The sequence below is a fragment of the Nakamurella flavida genome, assembly GCF_030811475.1.
GTDB lineage: Bacteria > Actinomycetota > Actinomycetes > Mycobacteriales > Nakamurellaceae > Nakamurella > Nakamurella flavida.
In genome coordinates, this window is record NZ_JAUSQV010000001.1 from 4065469 (window position 1) to 4083932 (window position 18464).

Annotated in this window: 12 protein-coding genes; 6 read left to right on the plus strand and 6 right to left on the minus strand. The window is 71.8% G+C overall.

Annotated elements, in window-relative coordinates:
- Nucleotides 1-25: 25 nt before the first annotated feature.
- Entirely contained in the window at nt 26-622 is a 597-nt protein-coding gene (locus J2S58_RS18005) for a dTDP-4-dehydrorhamnose 3,5-epimerase family protein (RefSeq protein WP_205257128.1), read from the minus strand.
- 95 nt (nt 623-717) lie between these two features.
- On the opposite strand from J2S58_RS18005, the gene J2S58_RS18010 reads away from it, so the two are divergent.
- Complete coding sequence (locus J2S58_RS18010; protein WP_205257129.1) at nt 718-1365, plus strand: 4a-hydroxytetrahydrobiopterin dehydratase; 648 nt, start codon at nt 718-720, stop codon at nt 1363-1365.
- Between the two features lie 10 nt (nt 1366-1375).
- Here J2S58_RS18010 and J2S58_RS18015 read toward each other — a convergent pair whose 3' ends face one another.
- Nucleotides 1376-2191 carry an IclR family transcriptional regulator gene (locus J2S58_RS18015; RefSeq protein WP_205257130.1) on the minus strand — a complete coding sequence of 272 codons (816 nt, stop codon included), beginning with the start codon at nt 2189-2191 and terminating at the stop codon, nt 1376-1378.
- A 73-nt stretch (nt 2192-2264) separates the two neighbouring features.
- Between J2S58_RS18015 and hutH the strand changes: the two genes are divergently transcribed.
- The 4 genes from hutH (at nt 2265) to hutI (ending at nt 8084) form a co-directional block, all read left to right on the plus strand.
- On the plus strand, nt 2265-3839 hold the full coding sequence (hutH, locus tag J2S58_RS18020; protein WP_205257131.1) for a histidine ammonia-lyase: 1575 nt from the start codon (nt 2265-2267) through the stop codon (nt 3837-3839).
- Complete coding sequence (gene hutU / locus J2S58_RS18025; protein WP_205257132.1) at nt 3836-5545, plus strand: urocanate hydratase; 1710 nt, start codon at nt 3836-3838, stop codon at nt 5543-5545. Before hutH ends, hutU begins: the two co-directional genes overlap by 4 nt.
- On the plus strand, nt 5542-6774 hold the full coding sequence (locus J2S58_RS18030) for an allantoate amidohydrolase (RefSeq protein WP_306829160.1): 1233 nt from the start codon (nt 5542-5544) through the stop codon (nt 6772-6774). Before hutU ends, J2S58_RS18030 begins: the two co-directional genes overlap by 4 nt.
- Nucleotides 6775-6872: 98 nt before the next feature.
- The gene (hutI, locus tag J2S58_RS18035) at nt 6873-8084 is read left to right on the plus strand and encodes an imidazolonepropionase (RefSeq protein WP_205257133.1); all 1212 of its coding nucleotides are present in this window, start codon (nt 6873-6875) and stop codon (nt 8082-8084) included.
- 3 nt (nt 8085-8087) lie between these two features.
- On the opposite strand, the gene J2S58_RS18040 is transcribed toward hutI, so the two are convergent.
- Together J2S58_RS18040 and J2S58_RS19250 are read right to left on the minus strand one after the other, a co-directional pair.
- Nucleotides 8088-8573 (minus strand): PKD domain-containing protein, encoded by a 486-nt coding sequence (locus J2S58_RS18040; RefSeq protein ID WP_205257134.1) that lies wholly within the window; start codon nt 8571-8573, stop codon nt 8088-8090.
- A 446-nt stretch (nt 8574-9019) separates the two neighbouring features.
- The gene (locus J2S58_RS19250) at nt 9020-9874 is read right to left on the minus strand and encodes a DUF6318 family protein (protein ID WP_370881841.1); all 855 of its coding nucleotides are present in this window, start codon (nt 9872-9874) and stop codon (nt 9020-9022) included.
- A 254-nt stretch (nt 9875-10128) separates the two neighbouring features.
- Here J2S58_RS19250 and J2S58_RS18045 point away from each other — a divergent pair, with 254 nt between their 5' ends.
- Nucleotides 10129-10509, plus strand: coding sequence for a pilus assembly protein TadG-related protein (locus J2S58_RS18045; RefSeq protein WP_205257135.1), 381 nt, complete (start codon nt 10129-10131; stop codon nt 10507-10509).
- An 81-nt stretch (nt 10510-10590) separates the two neighbouring features.
- On the opposite strand, the gene J2S58_RS18050 is transcribed toward J2S58_RS18045, so the two are convergent.
- Nucleotides 10591-14436: a multifunctional oxoglutarate decarboxylase/oxoglutarate dehydrogenase thiamine pyrophosphate-binding subunit/dihydrolipoyllysine-residue succinyltransferase subunit gene (locus J2S58_RS18050; RefSeq protein WP_205257136.1), complete on the minus strand. Its 3846-nt coding sequence runs from the start codon at nt 14434-14436 to the stop codon at nt 10591-10593.
- 194 nt (nt 14437-14630) lie between these two features.
- A complete protein-coding gene (locus J2S58_RS18055) occupies nt 14631-18422 on the minus strand; it encodes an ABC transporter ATP-binding protein (protein ID WP_344469950.1) in 3792 nt (1263 codons plus the stop codon).
- Nucleotides 18423-18464: the final 42 nt, after the last annotated feature.

Consider the following 18464-nt stretch of genomic DNA (forward strand, 5'->3'; position numbering starts at 1 on the left):
CCCCGGAGGGCCGGGGCGGCGGCCGTCAGGCCAGGGTGGCGACGTACGCCTGGCACGCGTCCCACGTCGGGAGCAGGCCGGATTCGGCCGCCTCGGCGAGGGTGGGGGCGTCGCGGTCCTTGTCGGACAGCAGGAAGTCGACGCCGTCGGGCAGGGCGAGCCCCAGGGCCGGGTCGAGGGGGTTGATGCCGTGCTCGCGGCCCGGGGAGTACCCGGTGGAGCAGAGGTAGGTCAGCGTGGAGTTGTCCTCCAGGGCGAGGAACGCGTGGCCCAACCCCTCGGACAGGTAGACCGCCCGGCGGTCCTTGCCGTCCAGGCGAACGACGTCGGTGGCCCCGAACGTGGGCGAACCCACCCGGATGTCGACGATGAAGTCCAGGACGGCGCCGGCCGGGCAGGTGACGTACTTGGCCTGGCCCGGGGGCACATCGGCGAAGTGGACGCCGCGCAGGGTGGCCGCCCGGGAGACCGAGAGGTTGGCCTGGGCGAGGGTGAGCGGGTGACCGACGGCCGCCTGCAGCTCCTCGACCTTGAACCACTCCAGGAACAGGCCGCGGTCGTCGCCGTGCTGACGGGGGGTGAACTCGAAGGCGCCGGGGACAGCCAGCTCGCGTACCTGCATGGGCCGGATGGTATCGGGTGCCTCCCGGGCCACCGTCGGCGGTGCGCGATCCGGGTTCCTTGCGCCGGGGGCACGGACGGCGGACGGTGGTCGGCATGACCCGCACGCTCGCCCCGGCCGAGATCCATCACCTGCTGCGGGATCTACCCGGCTGGGTGCACTTCGACGGAGCGCTCCGAGCCTGCTTCCGCGCCCCGGACTTCGCCGCGGCCGTGGCCTTGGTCGGCGACGTCGGGGCCGCCGCCGAGCAGGCCGACCACCATCCCGACGTCCACCTGCGTCACCGCGAGGTGGAGCTCACCCTGACCACCCACTCGGCCCGCGGGGTGACCGGACGGGACCTGCAGCTCGCCGGCACGATCGACGCCCGGGCCCGGGACCGGGGTGCGCGCTCCGTCCCGGTCCGGCACACGCGGATCGAGTTGGCGGTCGACACGGCGGCGGCGAGTGCGATCCGGCCGTTCTGGGTCGCGGCGTTCGGCGGGCGCGAGGTGACCACCCCCGACGGGGACCGGGAGGTGCACGGTCCCGACGGGGCCCGGGTCTGGTTCCAGGCCGCCGAGAAGCACCGACCGGGGCGTGGGCGGATGCACGTCGACGTCTACCTGCCCGACGACCAGGTGGAGGCCCGGGTCCGCGCGGTGCAGGCGGCGGGTGGCCTGCTGGTCACCGATCGCTTCGCGCCCGGCTGGTGGGTGCTGGCCGACGCGGACGGCAACGAGGTCTGCATCTGCCGGGAGTGAGGACGCTGCCTCAGGCCGGTGCGCGGCCGCCGATCGCAGCGGTCAGGGCCGCCGTCACCTCGCGGACCGGTCCGGCGAGGTGGGCGAGGTCGGTGCCGCAGGCCGGTCCGTCCGGACGGCTCGGGCACCGGTGCGGCACCGTGACCCCCACGGCGGCGCAGGGCCGTCCGAGGTGGTCGAAGACGGGGGCGGCGACCGACGCGGTGTCGACCGAGATGCACCCGTCCTCCACGGCCCATCCGCGGGCCCGGATGGTCGAGAGCGACCGGCGCAGCTCGGGCAGCGAGCGCGGGCCACGACCGGTGCGGTGCAGGAAGTCCGCGGGCTGGCCGAACAGCGCCCGCACCTGGGCCGGTGGGGAGCCGGCGAGCAGGGAGAGTCCGGTGGCCGACAGGGTGGCCGGCAGGCGGACCCCGACCGCGGTGATCAGGGTGGGTGGGGCCGCGTCCGCGTCCGGTGGTCGTTCCTTGACCAGGTAGAGGATCTCGGCACCGTGCAGGACGCCGAGGTGCGCCGTCGCCCGGGTGCGCTCGGCCAGCCGAGCCAGCAGCGGGCGACCCAGCCGTTCCAGCGGATCGGCACGCAGGTAGGCCGAACCCAGCTCGAAGGCGGCCACCCCCAGGCCCCACTGGCGGGATTCCGGCAGATGGACGGCGAATCCGGCGGCCGCCAGCTCGCCGAGCAGCTCGTAGGTGCTCGACCGGGGGAGCCCGAGTTCCCGCGCGAGGGCGGCGGCGGAGACCGGCCCGGCCCGCCGGGCCAGCACGGTCAGCACGGCCAGGCCCCGGCGCAGGGCGGGCGCAGGCCCGGCGGTGTGCTCGTCCATCTGTCCGGTATACCGGACAGCAACCGCCGCCCGGCCCTCGCGCCGGGCCCGCCCGCGGGCATCCAATGGGCCCATGTCCGTCTCGTCGCCCGTCGCCGCCACCCCCGTCGTGCAGGTCCGTGGTCGCCCGGTCTCCGGAGCCGAGGTGGTCGCCGTGGCGCGGCGGGGTGCGGCCGTCCGGCTCGACCCGGCGGCCGTCGAAGCCATGGCGCAGTGCCGGGCGTGGATCGATGCCCTGGCCGCGGACGTCCGCCCGCACTACGGGGTGTCCACCGGGTTCGGCGCCCTGGCCACCACGGCCATCGCGCCGCCCCGCCGCCGCGCCCTGCAGGCCTCCCTCATCCGCTCGCACGCGGCCGGTTCGGGTGAGCCGGTGGAGCGGGAGGTTGTCCGGGCGATGATGCTGCTCCGGCTGGGCACGTTGGCCAGCGGGCGCACCGGCGTACGGCCGTCCACCGCACAGGCGCTGGCCGACGTGCTCTCGGCCGGTATCACGCCCGTCGTCCCGGAGTACGGATCGCTGGGCTGCTCGGGCGATCTCGCGCCGCTGGCCGCCGTCGCCCTGACCCTGATGGGCGAGGGCGAGGTGCACGACGCCGACGGGGTGCGGATGCCCGCGGCGCAGGCGCTGTCCGCGGCCGGGTTGACGCCGGTGGTGCTGGTGGAGAAGGAGGGCCTGGCCCTGATCAACGGCACCGACGGCATGCTGGGCATGCTGGTGCTGGCCCTGGCCGACCTCGACATGCTGCTCGCCGCGGCCGATCTCGCCGCGGCGATGAGCGTCGAGGCGCTGCTCGGCACCGACCGGGTCTTCGCCGCCGATCTGCAGGCGTTGCGCCCGCAGCAGGGTCAGGCGGCGAGCGCCGCCCGGATCACCGCCGCCCTGGCCAGGTCACCCATCGTCGCCTCGCACGCCGGGCCGGAGGACACCCGCGTGCAGGACGCGTACTCGCTGCGCTGCGCGCCGTCGGTGCACGGTGCCGCCCGCGACACCGTCGAGCACGCACGGCGCATCGCCGAGCGGGAATTGGCCAGCGTCATCGACAATCCCGCGGTTCTGCCCGACGGCCGCATCGAGTCCAACGGCAACTTCCACGGCGCACCCGTCGCGGCCGTGCTCGACTTCCTGGCCATCTCGGTGGCGGATGTCGCCGGCATCGCCGAGCGGCGCACCGACCGGATGCTCGACGTCAGCCGCTCGCACGGCCTGCCGCCGTTCCTGGCCCACGAGGTCGGCGTGGACTCCGGGATGATGATCGCCCAGTACACCCAGGCCGGCATCGTCAGTGAGCTCAAGCGGCTGGCCGTCCCCGCGTCGGTGGACTCCATCCCGTCCTCGGCCATGCAGGAGGACCACGTCTCCATGGGCTGGCACGCCGCCCGCAAGCTGCGCCGCGCGGTGGACGGGTTCCGCCGTGTGCTGGCCATCGAGTTGATGACCGCCGCCCGAGCGATCGATCTCCGCACTCCGCTGCAACCGTCCCCGATCACCGGCGCCGTCCGCGACGTCATCCGCACCCGGGTCGCCGGCCCCGGCCCCGACCGCCACCTCGGCCCCGAGATCGACGCCGTCGTCGACCTTCTCGCCGACGGCTCCCTCACCTCCGCGGCCGTCCTCGCCGCCCGTCCCGCCCAGGAGACCTCATGACCACCGCTGCCCCCGCCCCGTCCGGTCCCCGCCCGGTGCGGGCCGCCCGCGGGACCACGCTGACCGCCCGGAGCTGGGCCACCGAGGCCCCGCTGCGCATGCTGCAGAACAACCTGGACCCGGAGAACGCCGAGAACCCCGACGCGCTGGTCGTCTACGGCGGCACGGGCAAGGCCGCGCGCGACTGGCCCAGCTTCGACGCCATCTGCCGCGAGCTCACCGACCTGCGCCAGGACGAGACCCTGCTGGTGCAGTCCGGTCGGCCGGTGGGCGTCCTGCGTACCCACGAGTGGGCGCCGCGGGTGCTCATCGCCAACTCGAACCTGGTGGGGGACTGGGCCACCTGGCCGGAGTTCCGCCGGCTGGAGGCGATGGGGCTGACCATGTACGGCCAGATGACGGCCGGGTCGTGGATCTACATCGGCTCCCAGGGCATCGTGCAGGGGACCTACGAGACGTTCGCCGCGGTGGCCGACAAGCGCTTCGGCGGCACCCTGGCCGGCACGTTGACGCTCACCGCCGGGCTCGGCGGGATGGGCGGCGCCCAGCCGCTGGCCGTCACCATGAACGGCGGCGTGGCGTTGTGCATCGACTGCGACCCGGTGCGTGCGCAGCGCCGGGTGCAGACCCGGTACCTGGACGTGCTCGCCGACAGCCTGGACGAGGCAGTCGATCTCGCGCTGACCGCGAAGCGGGACCGTCGTGCCGTGTCCATCGGGGTGATCGGCAACGCGGCCGAGATGGTGCCGCTGCTGCTGGCCCGCGGTGTGGAGATCGACATCGTCACCGACCAGACCAGTGCCCACGATCCGCTGGCGTACCTGCCCGTGGGCATCGACCTGGCCGACTGGCACGACTACGCCCAGGCCAAGCCGGACGAGTTCACCGACCGGTCGCGGGACTCGATGGCCGCCCACGTCGAGGCGATGGTGGGTTTCCAGGACGCCGGCGCCGAGGTGTTCGACTACGGCAACTCCATCCGCGGCGAGGCCCTGCTGGCCGGCTACGAGCGTTCGTTCGACTTCCCCGGGTTCGTGCCCGCCTACATCCGGCCGTTGTTCTGCGAGGGCAAGGGGCCGTTCCGCTGGGCCGCGCTGTCCGGCGACCCGAAGGACATCCACGCCACCGACCGGGCGGTCATCGACATGTTCCCGGACAACGACAAGCTCCAGCGCTGGATGCGGATGGCGCCGGAACGGATCGCCTTCCAGGGGCTCCCGGCCCGCATCTGCTGGCTGGGCATGGGCGAGCGGGACCAGGCCGGCCTGCGCTTCAACGAGATGGTCGCCTCCGGTGAGCTGTCCGCGCCGGTGGTCATCGGGCGCGACCACCTGGATTCCGGGTCGGTGGCCTCGCCGTACCGGGAGACCGAGTCGATGGCCGACGGCAGCGACGCCATCGCCGACTGGCCGTTGCTGAACGCCCTGGTGAACACCGCGTCCGGGGCGAGCTGGGTGTCCATCCACCACGGCGGCGGGGTCGGCATCGGCCGGTCGATCCACGCCGGGCAGGTGTGCCTGGCCGACGGGACGCCGCTGGCCGCGGAGAAACTGGCGCGGGTGCTGACCAACGATCCGGCGATGGGCGTACTGCGACACGTCGACGCCGGGTACCCGGAGGCGCAGGCCGCGGCCGAGCGCACCGGGGTGGTCATCCCGATGGACCCGGCGCGGGCCGCCGCCGCCGGCGCGGTGGCCGGATCGTGAAGCACGAGTGGGTGTCGCCGGACGCGTCCCGCTTCGCCTCGGCGTGGTCGGACCTGGCCGGCATCGGCCGGGACCACCGGCGGGGCGGCTACTCCCGGCACGGCTTCGACGACGCCGACCTGCACTCCCGGGCGTGGTTCGTCGAGCAGGCGCAGCGTCGTGGGCTGGACGTGGAGACCGACCGCAACGGCAACCTGTGGGCCTGGTGGGGTGAGCCGGGCGTGGGGGCGGTCGTCACCGGGTCCCATCTGGACTCGGTCCCCGGCGGCGGCGCGTTCGACGGGCCGCTCGGGGTGGTGTCCGCCCTGCTGGCCGTGGACGAGCTCAAGGTGCGGGGAGTGGCACCGGCCCGCCCGTTCGCCGTCGCCTGCTTCGTCGAGGAGGAGGGCGGCCGGTTCGGTCTGCCCTGCCTGGGTTCCCGGCTGCTCACCGGGGCGGTGGACCCGGACGCGGTGCGCCGCCTGCACGACCCGGACGGGGTGTCGTTGGCCGACGCAGCCGCCCGAGCCGGGGTCGACCCGGCCGGCATGGGCCCGGACCCGGCCCGCCTGGCCGGGATCGGCACCTTCCTGGAGTTGCACGTCGAACAGGGCCGGTTGCTGCGGGCGGCCGACCCGACCGCTGCGGTGGCCGTCGGGTCGGAGATCGTCGCGCACGGCCGGTGGCGGTTCACCGTCACCGGACAGGGCAACCACGCGGGCACCACGGCCGCGGCCGACCGGCGGGACCCGATGATCCCGGCCGCCGCGATCGTGCCGGCCGCCCGTCGCGCCATGCAGCGGTTCCAGGGTGCGGTGGCGACCGTCGGCCGGATCGTCCCGGTGCCCGGCGGCACCAACGTCATCGCCTTCTCGGTCCAGGTGTGGCTGGACGCCCGGTACGGCGACACGGCGTCGACGGCCGCGTTGGTCGACGCCATCACCGCCGATGTCCGGCTGGAGGCGGAGGCCGAGGGTTGCACGGTGGTCGTGCAACGGGAGTCGCTGTCCGATCGGGTGGTGTTCGACCCGGCCCTGGGGGTGTCGCTGTCCGAGCGGCTGGGTGTCCCGATCGTCCCCACCGGGGCGGGGCACGACGCCGGGGTGCTGGCGGCGCACGTGCCATCGGCCATGCTCTTCGTCCGGAATCCGACCGGCATCTCGCACGCCCCGGAGGAGCACGCGGAGACCGCGGACTGCCTCGTCGGAGTGACAGCCCTGGCGGACTGCCTGGCCGACCTGCTGCTGTAAGGCTCTTCAGGGCGGTGGTGTTGGCTGTGCAGCGACGGGTCCACCGTCGGGTTCGGGTGTGTCCGCCGCTGTCCGCGGCGGCAGGTGAGAGGCGTGACATGACGGTGCCGGTTCCGACCGCGCAGGGGGACTCGACGACGGGATCCACGCTGATCCACGGCATCTCGGAGTTGGTGACGAACGACCCGGCCATGGGTGAGGGCCTGCTCGGTCTCATCCCGGACGCCGCGGTGATCATCGACGGGGACCGGATCGCCTGGGTGGGGTCGGCGGCCACCGCCCCGGCGGCGGACACCGTCGTCGACCTCGAGGGGCGGGCCGTGCTGCCCGGCTGGGTGGACTCGCACAGCCACGTGGTGTTCGCCGGTGATCGGGCCGCGGAGTTCTCGGCGCGGCTGGCGGGGGCCCCCTACTCGGCGGCGGGCATCGGGGTGACCGTCGAGGCGACGCGCGCCGCGCCGCAGGAGCAGCTGGTCGACCAGGCCCGCTCGCTGGTCGCGGAGATGGTGGCCGGGGGGACGACCTGCATCGAGACGAAGACCGGGTACGGGTTGGACGTGCGCACCGAGGTGCGGATCGCGCAGGCGGCGGGGCAGGCCGGGGTCGACGAGGTCACCTTCCTCGGCGCGCATGCGGTTCCGGCGGAGTTCGACATCGACGTGGACGGCTACCTGGACCTGGTGTGCGGGCCGATGCTGGACGCGGTCCGCCCCTACGTGGGCTGGATCGACGTGTTCTGCGAGATCGGCGCCTTCGACGAGGCCCGGGCCCGCCGGGTACTGGCCGCGGGGCAGCGACACGGCCTGGGACTTCGGGTGCACGGCAACCAGCTGGGTCAGGGTCCGGGGGTGTCGCTCGCGGTGGATCTCGGTGCCGCTTCGGTCGATCACTGCACGTACCTGGAGCCGGCCGACATCGACGCCCTGGCGGGTTCGCAGACGGTGGCCACGCTGCTGCCCATCTGCGATCTGTCGACGCGGCAGCCCGTCGCCCGGGGCCGGGACCTGGTGGACGCCGGGGTGTCGATCGCATTGGCCACGAACTGCAACCCGGGATCGTCGTACTCGTCGTCGATGTCGCTCGCCGTCGGACTGGGGGTGCTGCAGAGCCGGCTGACGCCCGCCGAGGCCATCCACGCCGCCACCGCGGGCGGAGCCCGGGCGCTGCGTCGCACCGATGTCGGGGTGGTGATGGTGGGAGCCCGAGCCGACCTGCACGCCCTGAACGCTCCGGCCCACGATTACGTCGCCTACCGGATCGGCACCCCGCTGACCAACGCGGTGTGGCGGCGGGGCCAGCGGGTGGTCTGAGTCCTAACCGGCGCAGGGGTCGTCCGGGCCGAGCGGTGTGCCGCGTTGCGGTGCGCTCTTCGGGTCGTCCAGGAGCTGGGTGCGGTACGTGTGCGTGTAGAGGGTCGTCGGTGCACTGGTGGTCTGGGCCGTGCCCGGGATCGGCCCGCGGGGGATCCCGGGTGCCTCCCATTCGCCCGTCCAGGTCACCGTGACCGAAGCGCTGTACGTGCCGGCCTGCGTGTAGGTGTGCGTGTTCGTGGTGTCCGGGTAGGGCTCCCCGGGGTCGGTCGTGGTGTGGCTCGTGCCGTCGCCGTAGGTGAACGTGTAGTTCTCGACGGCGGGGTAGATGGTGACCGGCGTGCCCAGGATGTCGACGGTCTGCGCTTCCGCGGACGGTGGGTCCAGATAGAACGTGTTCTCGATGTTGACCACCGTGCAGGCCGGAGCCGGCGGATTGGTCTTAATGTCCGGCAGAGCGAGCGGGAGGGTCAGGAAGACCTCCGCCACTTGGGCGTCGGTGGGGGGTGGGGGAGGGGGTGGAGTTTCACCGTCGGGAACCCATACACATTCTCGGGAGTCGGTCGATTGAAGGTCCCAAACGTACGTCCAACGCCCGGGTTGAGCCGGATCAGTTCCCACTGCGGGATTCTGCTCGGCACATTCAGACGTAGCCGCCGTTGCGCAGGCTGCGAAAGCGAGGGAATCAGTTAGGTCAGTGCAGGAGGACTTCGTCGAAACTGGTGCGTCACTGTCGGGCCCCTCGAGGCCACCGGATGACTTACTACTGGGGGTTACCAGCTTCGCTGCGACCTGAATAGTATCGCCGTCAGCCTGCACCTGAGGAGGTCGACAGGCAAACTCGCCACATTCACCGATTGAATCCCCGAAAGCACTGCCGAAGCCCTGTAAGCTGAGCGCCAAACAGGTAAAGAGTGTGATGCAAATTCGCCGAGTCATCTTAGGTCCTTAAACCCGCTCAGCACCCAATGCTGGCCGCTCCATTGGACTGTGATCCCGGAGACATAATGGAAGGGATTTCGGTCTTTGGCGACGGATCCGTCGCTATTGATGTACTGAGCGGGCGGCGACTCTAGATAGACCACCGCATCGACGGCGTCTGACCCTGATCGCTCGATCTGGGAGATAAAGCTCCAAGATTCACCGCTGGCCCTGACGGACTGGCCAGCTGAGATAATATCCCGTATCCGTTGGAGAGCGTCTGCACAATCCGAGCAGGAGGGAGATGTGTAAGCCTCGAGAGTATTTGTGTTTCGCGTCTCGACGGATGCTGAGCCCAGCTTGAGCCACCAGCGAATAAAGACAGCGGCCCCTTCAGTGGTGTTCTCGGTCGCCCCTGGCGGGATATCGAGTGTGGCCGGCGGGTTTGCGTCTGGCGAGGTTGGCGCATTGGTTGGAGCCGTGACTGTGATCATGTCGGAGCCCTCCGCACTGGAATTACCAGGCGTGGACGCGTCAGATAGAGGAGAAGCGTCAGTCGAAGCATCTGCCTCAGAGGTCTCTTCTGCGGTTGACAACGGCTCGACGTCAGCGACGTCACTCGTCGACACCACAAATGACGTCACCGGAACGGTCCCCGTCGCCACCGGATCCCCCGTGCACGCCGTCACCAGCAATGTGCCGGCGAAGAGCACGGCACCCCACGTGAGCAGGGCGGATCGGGCGCGGACGGTGCTCACCAGGGGCCTCCAGAGATCGGCATCGTCGGTGACGGTAAACCACTCGACAGGTGCACGAGGGGGCTGATCCGTGAATGTGGACAACGCAGGAGGCAGGTCATCCCGCCGCATTCTTCGGAGCGAGGATCAATGGAGGGTGGGGCTGCCACGATCAGGGGGCGGGGAAGGGGGGAGCGTGGTGAATCGTCCCTCCGCCGATCGCTGCAGGGGGCAGGTCAGCGTGCCGGTGTGGTGTCCGGCAACGGACGGGTGATTGTCTGGGGACAACCCCGATCCGGCACCCGGGATGCGGCAGGGTGGGGCCGGTGAAGCCAGTCCGCCGTCCTCACTCCGGTTCCCCCGGTCGCGCCCGTGACCGGGGCTCGGTGACGCCCCTGATCATCGGGATGACCGCGTGCCTGCTCATCCTGTCGATGGGGGTCACCGCGGCAGGGTCGGCGTTCCTGGCCGGCCGGCGCCTGCAGAACCTGTGCGACGGCGCCGCCACCGCCGCGGTCGGGGCCGTCGACCGCCAGCGTTATGCCGCCGAAGGGGCCGGGCAGACCCTTCCGCTCAGCGGCGCCGCCGGGCAGCGGGTGCGGGAGTACCTCCAGCTTCGCGGCACCGACGTCCGGGCCACCACCCGGGTGGGCGACGGGGCCGTCACCGTGGCCTGCAGCAACGACGCACCGATCACGTTCGGCTTCCTGGTCGGCTCACCGACGATCCCGCGGTACGCGACGTCCACCGCCCGTCCCAGCCTCTGACCCCCGCACAGCGCGGAGCACCCCCGGACAGCGAAGAGCCCCGCCCCCGAGAACGGGGGCGGGGCTCTCCTGCAGCTCGGATCAGCGCGCGAAGGCCGCCGCGATGACCGCGGCCTGCTCGACCTCGTGGACCTTGGCCGAACCGGCGGACGGCGCCGCCATGGGCCGGCGGGAGATCCGCTTGATGCCCTGCAGGCGGGGCAGCACCTCGGGCAGCGCCAGCGCCAGGAACGTCCAGCATCCCTGGTTCGCCGGCTCCTCCTGGACCCACCGGAAGTCGGTGACGTCCGGGAAGGAGTCGAGCACGTGAGCCAGCTTCCGCTTGGGCAGCGGGTAGATCTGCTCCATCCGGACGATCGCCACGTCGTCGATCTCCCGGGTGCGTCGGTAGTTCTCCAGCTCCCAGTACAACTTGCCGGACGTCATCAGCACGGTCCGCACCTTGGCCGGGTCGACCGTGGTGTCGTTGATGACCGACTGGAACTTACCGTCGGTGAAGTCCTCCACCGACGACACGGCCGCCTTGTTGCGCAGCATCGACTTCGGCGTGAACACCACCATCGGGCGGTGCACGCCGTCGAGCACGTGGCGCCGCAACAGGTGGAAGTAGTTCGCCGGCGTCGAGGGCACCGCGACGGTCATCGAACCCTCGGCGCACAGCTGCAGGAAGCGCTCGATGCGCCCCGACGTGTGGTCCGGGCCCTGGCCCTCGTGGGCGTGCGGCAGCAGCAGGACCACACCCGACTGCTGGCCCCACTTGGCCTCACCGGACGAGAGGTACTCGTCGATGATCGACTGCGCACCGTTGACGAAGTCACCGAACTGCGCCTCCCACAGCACCAGTGCCTCGCGGTTGGCCACGGAGTAGCCGTACTCGAAGCCCAGCCCGGCGTACTCGGTGAGCGCCGAGTCGTAGATCAACACCCGACCCTGGTCGTCCGTGAGGTGCTGCAGCGGGAGGAACTCCGCACCGGTGTTCTTGTCGATGAGGGCCGCGTGCCGCTGCACGAAGGTTCCGCGTCGGGTGTCCTGACCGGTCATCCGGACCAGACGCCCGTCCATGGCGATGGACCCGAGCGCCAGCAGCTCGCCGAACGCCCAGTCGATGCCGCCCTGGCGGGACATCTCGACACGACGCTCGAGCACCTGCTTCACGCGGGGATGCGCGGTGAAGCCCGCCGGGAACTCGACCGCGGCGTCGGCGATGCGCGCCAGGGTGGCCGCCGGGATCGCCGTCTCCACCTTCTGCGGGATCTGCTGCTCGGCCTCGACGGACGGGGACGGACCCGGCACCGCCTTCTCCAGCTCGCGGACCTCGTTGAAGACCCGCTCGAGCTGCTGGTGGTAATCCCGCAGCGCCTCCTCGGCGTCCTCGGGAGAGAGGTCACCGCGACCGATCAGGGCCTCGGTGTAGATGCGTCTCACCGACCGCTTGCCGTCGATGATCTGGTACATCAACGGGTTGGTCATCGAGGGGTCGTCGCCCTCGTTGTGGCCCCGTCGGCGGTAGCAGACCATGTCGATCACGACGTCGCGGCCGAAGGTCTGCCGGTACTCGACGGCCAGGCGGGCCACCCAGGTGGCGGCCTCAGGGTCGTCCCCGTTCACGTGGAAGATCGGCGCCTGGATCATCTTCGCCACGTCGGTGGAGTACTCGCTGGAACGCGAGTGCTCCGGGGCGGTGGTGAAGCCGACCTGGTTGTTGATGATCACGTGCACGGTGCCGCCGGTGCGGTACCCGCGCAGCAGCGACAGGTTGAGCGTCTCGGCGACCACGCCCTGACCGGCGAACGCCGCGTCCCCGTGCAGGGCCAGCGGCATGACCGTGAAGCCCTCCTCGCCGAGGTTGATCATGTCCTGCTTGGCGCGGGCCACGCCCTCCATGACCGGGTCGACGACCTCGAGGTGGGAGGGGTTGGCGCACAGGGTGACCGACACCTGCCCGTCACCGAAGGGGCGGGTGTACTTGCCCTCGGCGCCCAGGTGGTACTTCACGTCACCCGAGCCGTGGGCCTGACCGGGGTCCAGGTTGCCCTCGAACTCCCGGAAGATCTGGGAGTACGGCTTGCCGACGATGTTGGCGAGCACGTTGAGCCGGCCACGGTGGGCCATGCCGATGACGACCTCGTCCATGCCGTACTCGGCGGCCTTGTTGAGCGCGGCGTCCAGCAGCGGGATGACCGTCTCGCCGCCCTCGAGGGAGAACCGCTTCTGACCGATGTACTTGGTCTGCAGGAACGTCTCGAAGGCCTCGGCGGCGTTGAGCCGGTTGAGGATGTACTTCTGCTCCTCCAGCTCCGGCTTGTCGTGGCGGACCTCGACGCGCTGCTGGATCCAGCGGCGCTGGGCCGGATCCATGATGTGCATGTACTCCACGCCCACGGTGCGGCAGTAGGAGTCACGCAGCACACCGAGGACGTCGCGCAGCTTCATGAACTGGGCGCCGTTGAAGCCGCCGACCGGGAACTCCCGATCCAGGTCCCACAGGGTCAGCCCGTGACTCAGCACGTCCAGGTCGGGATGACGGCGCTGCCGGTAGTTCAGCGGGTCGGTGTCGGCCATCAGGTGGCCGCGGGTGCGGTAGGCGTCGATCAGCTCCAGCACCCGGGCGGTCTTGTCGACCGAGCCGTGGCGACCTGCGTCGATGTCCTTGACCCAGCGGACCGGCTCGTAGGGCAGGCGCAGCGAGGTGAAGACGTCGTCGTAGAACTGCTCCTCGCCGAGCAGCAGTCCGTGGATCTTGCGGAGGAACTCGCCGGACTCCGCGCCCTGGATGATGCGGTGGTCGTAGGTGGACGTCAGCGTCATGACCTTGGAGATCCCGAGGTCGGCCAGCGTCTGCTCGCTCGCCCCCTGGAACTCGGCCGGGTACTCCATGGCGCCGACACCGATGATCGTGCCCTGACCGGCCATCAGCCGCGGGACCGAGTGCACGGTGCCGATACCGCCGGGGTTGGTCAGCGAGATCGTGGTGCCCACGTAGTCCGGGGCGGCCAGGGTGCCGGAGCGGGCCTTGCGGACCACGGCCTCGTAGGCACTCCAGAACTGGGTGAACGACATCGCCTCGGAACCCTTGATGGGCACGACGACGAGGTTGCGGGCGCCGTTCTTGCCCGGCAGGTCGATGGCCAGACCGATGTTGACGTGCGCCGGGGTGATGACCTGCGGCTTGCCGTCGACCTCGGCGTAGTGCCGGTTCATGTTCGGGTAGTCGGCGAGGGCGCGGATGATCGCGTACCCGATGAGGTGGGTGAACGAGATCTTCCCGCCGCGGTGCCGCTTCAGGAAGTTGTTGATGACGATGCGGTTGTCCGCCATGAGCTTGGCCGGCACCGCGCGCACCGAGGTCGCCGTGGGCAGCTCGAGCGAGGCCGTCATGTTCTTGACGACCATCGCTGCCGCACCGCGCAGAGGCGCGGAGGTGTCGGCGGCGGCGGACACCGACTGGGAATCGACCTTCGCCTGCTTGGCGGCCTGGGCCACCGCGAGGTCGTTGGGCGTGGCCGTGGTGGCCGGTCGGGCCGGCGCCTTCGCGGCGGCAGGTGTCGAGCTGGTGGTCTCCCGGGCCGGAGCGCTCTTGGCCGGTGCACTCTTCGCGGCCGGGGCAGCCGGCGCGGGCTTCGCGGCAGGTGCCGCGGCGGAGCTGCGCACCGGGGGCGGCGGCGGGGGCGGGCTCGACCGCACGGCTTCGGGGGCGACCGGCGGGGTCACCCGCGGGGGCGGCGGCTCGGCGTGCCCGTTGGACTGCGCGGCGGCCGCCTGCGGGGCTGGCTCCGGGTCCCCGTCGGACGGGACGGAGGAGGGCGTCTGGGTGAAGAAGTCCCGCCATATCTCGTCGACACTGCCGGGGTCGGAGAGAAATTGCTGGTACTTCTCCTCGACGAACCAATCGTTCGGACCGAACTCCGGCACCGTGGCTGACGACACTGTCGTTTTCCACCTGTTTCTACGACTCGGGGACACTCGACCCGACCAGGCTAACGCGCCGACGCCTGGTCGGGGCACCGAGGGCCTCGATCCGGCGAGCAATGTCTCCCCGGAGCAACCCGGACGGCTGTGGACGCCGGTCGGTCGGCCGTGAGTCGCGGTGTCGGGCCGCCGTGGGCGATCGTGCCGCCGGGTCAGCGCCCCGCGCCCACCGCGGCGACGTCACCGTCGGCGGCCGATTGCCGGTACAGCCGGCTGTACGCCCCGCCGGCGGCGAGCAGCTCCCCGTGTCGACCCACCTCGACCACCCGCCCCCGCTCCATGACGATGATCCGGTCGGCGCGGGCCGCGGTCGTCAGCCGATGGGCGACCACGACCGTGGTCCGGCCGCGGGCCAGCCGGTCGGTGGCGTTCAGGACGGCCGCCTCGGCGGACGGGTCCAGTGCCGCGGTCGCCTCGTCCAGCAACAGCAGGTCCGGGTCGACCAGGTAGGCGCGGGCCAGGGAGATCAGCTGGCGTTGGCCGGCCGAGAGATTCCGCCCGCGCTCGTCGATGCGGTGGCGGAACCCGCCGGTCAGCGTGCCGACCATGGTCAGGGCGCCGACCGACCGGGCTGCGGCCTCGACCTCGGCGTCGGAGGCGTCAGGTCGGCCGTAGGCGATGTTGTCCCGCACGGTGCCGGAGAACAGATGGGCCTCCTGGGGCACCACCCCGATCCGACGGCGGTAGGCGCCCAGGTCGTACTCCCGGATGTCGGTGTCGTCCACCGACACCCGACCGCTCCCGGCGTCGTAGTACCGGGCCAGCAGTTTGATCATCGTGGACTTGCCGGCACCGGTGGCCCCGACCACGGCGACCGTCTCGCCCGGGGCGATGTGCAGGTCGACGTCCTGCAGGGCCGGGACGCCCGCCTCCCCGCCGTCGGTATCGGCGGTGGCGTACGCGAAGCCCACCGAGTCCATCCGGACATCGCCGGCCAACCCGGTGACCGGCCGGGGGTGCTCGGCCGCCGGGGTCGTGGTCGGGGTGCGGAGCAGCTCACCGATGCGCTGCAGACCGACCTCGGCCTGCTGGTAGCTGTCGAAGACCTGCGACAGCTGCTGGATGGGCTGGAAGAAGGTGTCCAGGTACAGCATGAAGGCCATCAGGGTGCCGACCGTCAACGTCCCGCCCACGACCTCCCCGACGCCCACGCCGAGCACGACCGCGGCCGCCACCTCGGACAGCAGGGCGACGAACGGGAAGTAGATGGAGATCGCCGTCTGGGCCCGCATGCGCGACCGGCGGTAGTCCTCGCTGCGGGCCTGGAAGCCCTCGGCGTTGCGGCGTTCCCGGCCCAGCGCCTGGGACACCCGCAGGCCGGCGACGTTCTCCTGGAGATCGGCGTTGACCGCGCTGACCTTCTCCCGCGCGTCCTGGTAGGCCCGGGAGGAGAACCGGCGGAACACCACCGTGGCGACGACGACCACCGGCAGCACGGACAGTGCGAGCAGGGCCAGCCCGACGTCCAGCACGAGCAGGACGACGGCGATCCCGGCGAAGCTGGCGAGCGAGATGACCGAGGTGACCAGGCCGGTCTGCAGGAACGAGGACAGCGCGTCCACGTCCGTGGTCATCCGGGTCATGATGCGGCCGGCTCGTTCCCGCTCGTAGTACTCCAGGCCCAGGCGCTGCAGGTGCGCGAACTCGCGGAGCCGCAGCCGGAACAGCACCGTCTCGCCGGCCCGGCCGGCCGCGAGCATCTGCCCGCGCTGGAAGAAGTAGTCGGCCAGCACGATGGCCAGGGCGGCGACCGAGACGATCCACACCACGTCCAGCGCACCGGCGGAGACGCCGCGGTCGACCCCGGTGCGCATGAGCACCGGGATGGCCAGCCCGGCCACCGCGTCCAGGGCCACCAGGACCAGGGCGATCCACAGCAGCCGGCGCACCGGCCGCAGCGAGGCCCGCAGGCTGAACGACGTGTGCTCCGGCGGGTCGTACGGGCCGGGCGTCTCGGTCACCGGGGGCAGGGCGGCCACCCGGTCCAGCAGCTCGGGGGTGGCGGGCACGTTGCCCATGAAGCCGCCCATGCCGCCGCCCCCCGGGCCGCCGCCGCCGCGGGCCGCGGAGTCGACGGTCCGGTCGGTGGGGGTCGTGGTCGGGTCCTGCTCGGGCCACAACACCGGGGTGACGCCGTCGACGGACGGTGACGCCGGCGCCGGTCGGTGTTCGGCGGGTGCGCCGGCCAGCTCCCCACCGAGCAGATCGCGGTACGGCGCGCAGCGCTCGACGAGCTCGTCGTGCGTGCCGGTGTCGATCACCCGACCCGCCTCGACCACGGCGATGCGGTCGGCCAGCGCCAGGGTCGACCGCCGGTGCGCGATGAGCACGGTGGTCCGGGTCGCCGTCAAGGTGCGCAGGGTGGCGTGGATGGCCGCCTCGGTGACCGGGTCGACCGCGCTGGTGGCGTCGTCCAGCAACAACACCCGCGGGTCGGTGATCATCGCGCGGGCCAGGGCCAGCCGCTGGCGCTGACCGCCGGACAGCGTCATCCCCCGTTCGCCGATCACGGTGTCGTAGCCGTCGGGCAGGGCCTCGATGAACCCGTCGGCCTCGGCGGCGCGGGCGGCCGCCCGGATGTCCTCCCGGGACGCGTCGGGTCGGCCGTACGCGATGTTCACCGCGATGGAGTCGGAGAACAGGAACGCCTCCTCGAAGACCACCCCCACGGTCCGGCGCAGTTCACCGAGCAGCACCTCGCGCACGTCGACCCCACCGACCGAGACGGAGCCCTGGCGGGGGTCGTAGAAGCGGGGCAGGAGCAGGGAGATGGTCGACTTGCCGGACCCTGACGCGCCGACCAGGGCCGTCGTCGATCCCGCCGGCACCTCGAGGGAGAAGCCGTCCAGCACGGGCTCATCCGGCAGGTAGCCGAACCGCACCCCGTCGAGTCGGACCGCGAGCGGACCGGCCGGCAGCCCGGTCGGGTGGATCGGGTCGACGATGCCGACCTGCGAGTCCACGATCTCCAGCACCCGTTCCACCGAGGCCCGGGCCTGCTGGCTGGAGATCAGCAGCAGGGTGAGCATGCGGGTGGGCCCGACGAGCTGGGCCAGGTAGAGGGAGAAGGCCAGGAAGGTCCCCAGGCTGATGGTGCCGCGCAGGGCGAGATAGCCGCCGAGGGCGAGCACCCCGACCTGCCCGAGGGAGGTCAGGCCCTGCAGGGCGGGCGTGATCAGGGCGGTGAGTCGCACGGCGCGCATGCGCTGGCCGAACAGGGTGGCCGCGCCGGTCCGCAGGCGTTCGACCTCGCGGTCCTCCTGGCCGAACCCCTTCACCACCCGGACGCCGGTGACGTCCTCCTCGACGATCTCGGCGACGTCGGCGGCGGACTGCTGGGCCGCCCAGGTCGCCGGGAACAGCACCGTCCGGGTCGCCCGGGTCAACCCGGCCACCGCCGGGACCACCAGCAACGCCATCACGGTGAGCAGGGGGGACAGCGTGACCATGAAGCCGAGCGAGGCGGCGAAGAGCACGACCTGGCCGGCGGACAGCGGCACCATCGCCAGCAGGTTCTGCACCAGCTGCAGGTCACTGGACGCGCGTGAGACGACCTGGCCGGTGCGCAGGTCGTCCTGCCCCGGTCCATCCAGGCGCTGCAGGGAGCGGAACACGTCCTGACGGAGATCGTGCTGCACGTCCAGGGACAGCCGACCGCCGGCCCAGCGGCGGACGAAGGAGGCGCCGAACCGGATGACGGCCAGGGCGAGGAGGCCGGTGACGATCCACCCCATCCCCGCGGTGGACCCCCGGGTGGCGTCGTCCACGGCCACCCCGACCAGGAGCGGGGTCAACGCACCGAGGCCGACGCCGACGACCGCGGACACCGCGGCGAGCAGGGTGACCGTGCGGTGCCGCCAGCAGTAGCCGAGCAGGCGGCGGATCCACCGGCTCCCGCCCTCCCGTCCTGCGCGGGATCCCGGACGATCGTCCTGCAGCGGGATCTCGGGAACGGCGGTCACGGTCGGGGGCACGGATGTCACGGT

Excerpts from the sequence above, each read along its gene's own strand:
- J2S58_RS18005 (WP_205257128.1), bottom strand. The coding sequence starts at position 622 with ATGCAGGTACGCGAGCTGGCTGTCCCCGGCGCCTTCGAGTTCACCCCC.
- J2S58_RS18010 (WP_205257129.1), top strand. The coding sequence starts at position 718 with ATGACCCGCACGCTCGCCCCGGCCGAGATCCATCACCTGCTGCGGGAT.
- J2S58_RS18015 (WP_205257130.1), bottom strand. The coding sequence starts at position 2,191 with ATGGACGAGCACACCGCCGGGCCTGCGCCCGCCCTGCGCCGGGGCCTG.
- hutH (WP_205257131.1), top strand. The coding sequence starts at position 2,265 with ATGTCCGTCTCGTCGCCCGTCGCCGCCACCCCCGTCGTGCAGGTCCGT.
- hutU (WP_205257132.1), top strand. The coding sequence starts at position 3,836 with ATGACCACCGCTGCCCCCGCCCCGTCCGGTCCCCGCCCGGTGCGGGCC.
- hutI (WP_205257133.1), top strand. The coding sequence starts at position 6,873 with ATGACGGTGCCGGTTCCGACCGCGCAGGGGGACTCGACGACGGGATCC.
- J2S58_RS19250 (WP_370881841.1), bottom strand. The coding sequence starts at position 9,874 with ATGCGGCGGGATGACCTGCCTCCTGCGTTGTCCACATTCACGGATCAG.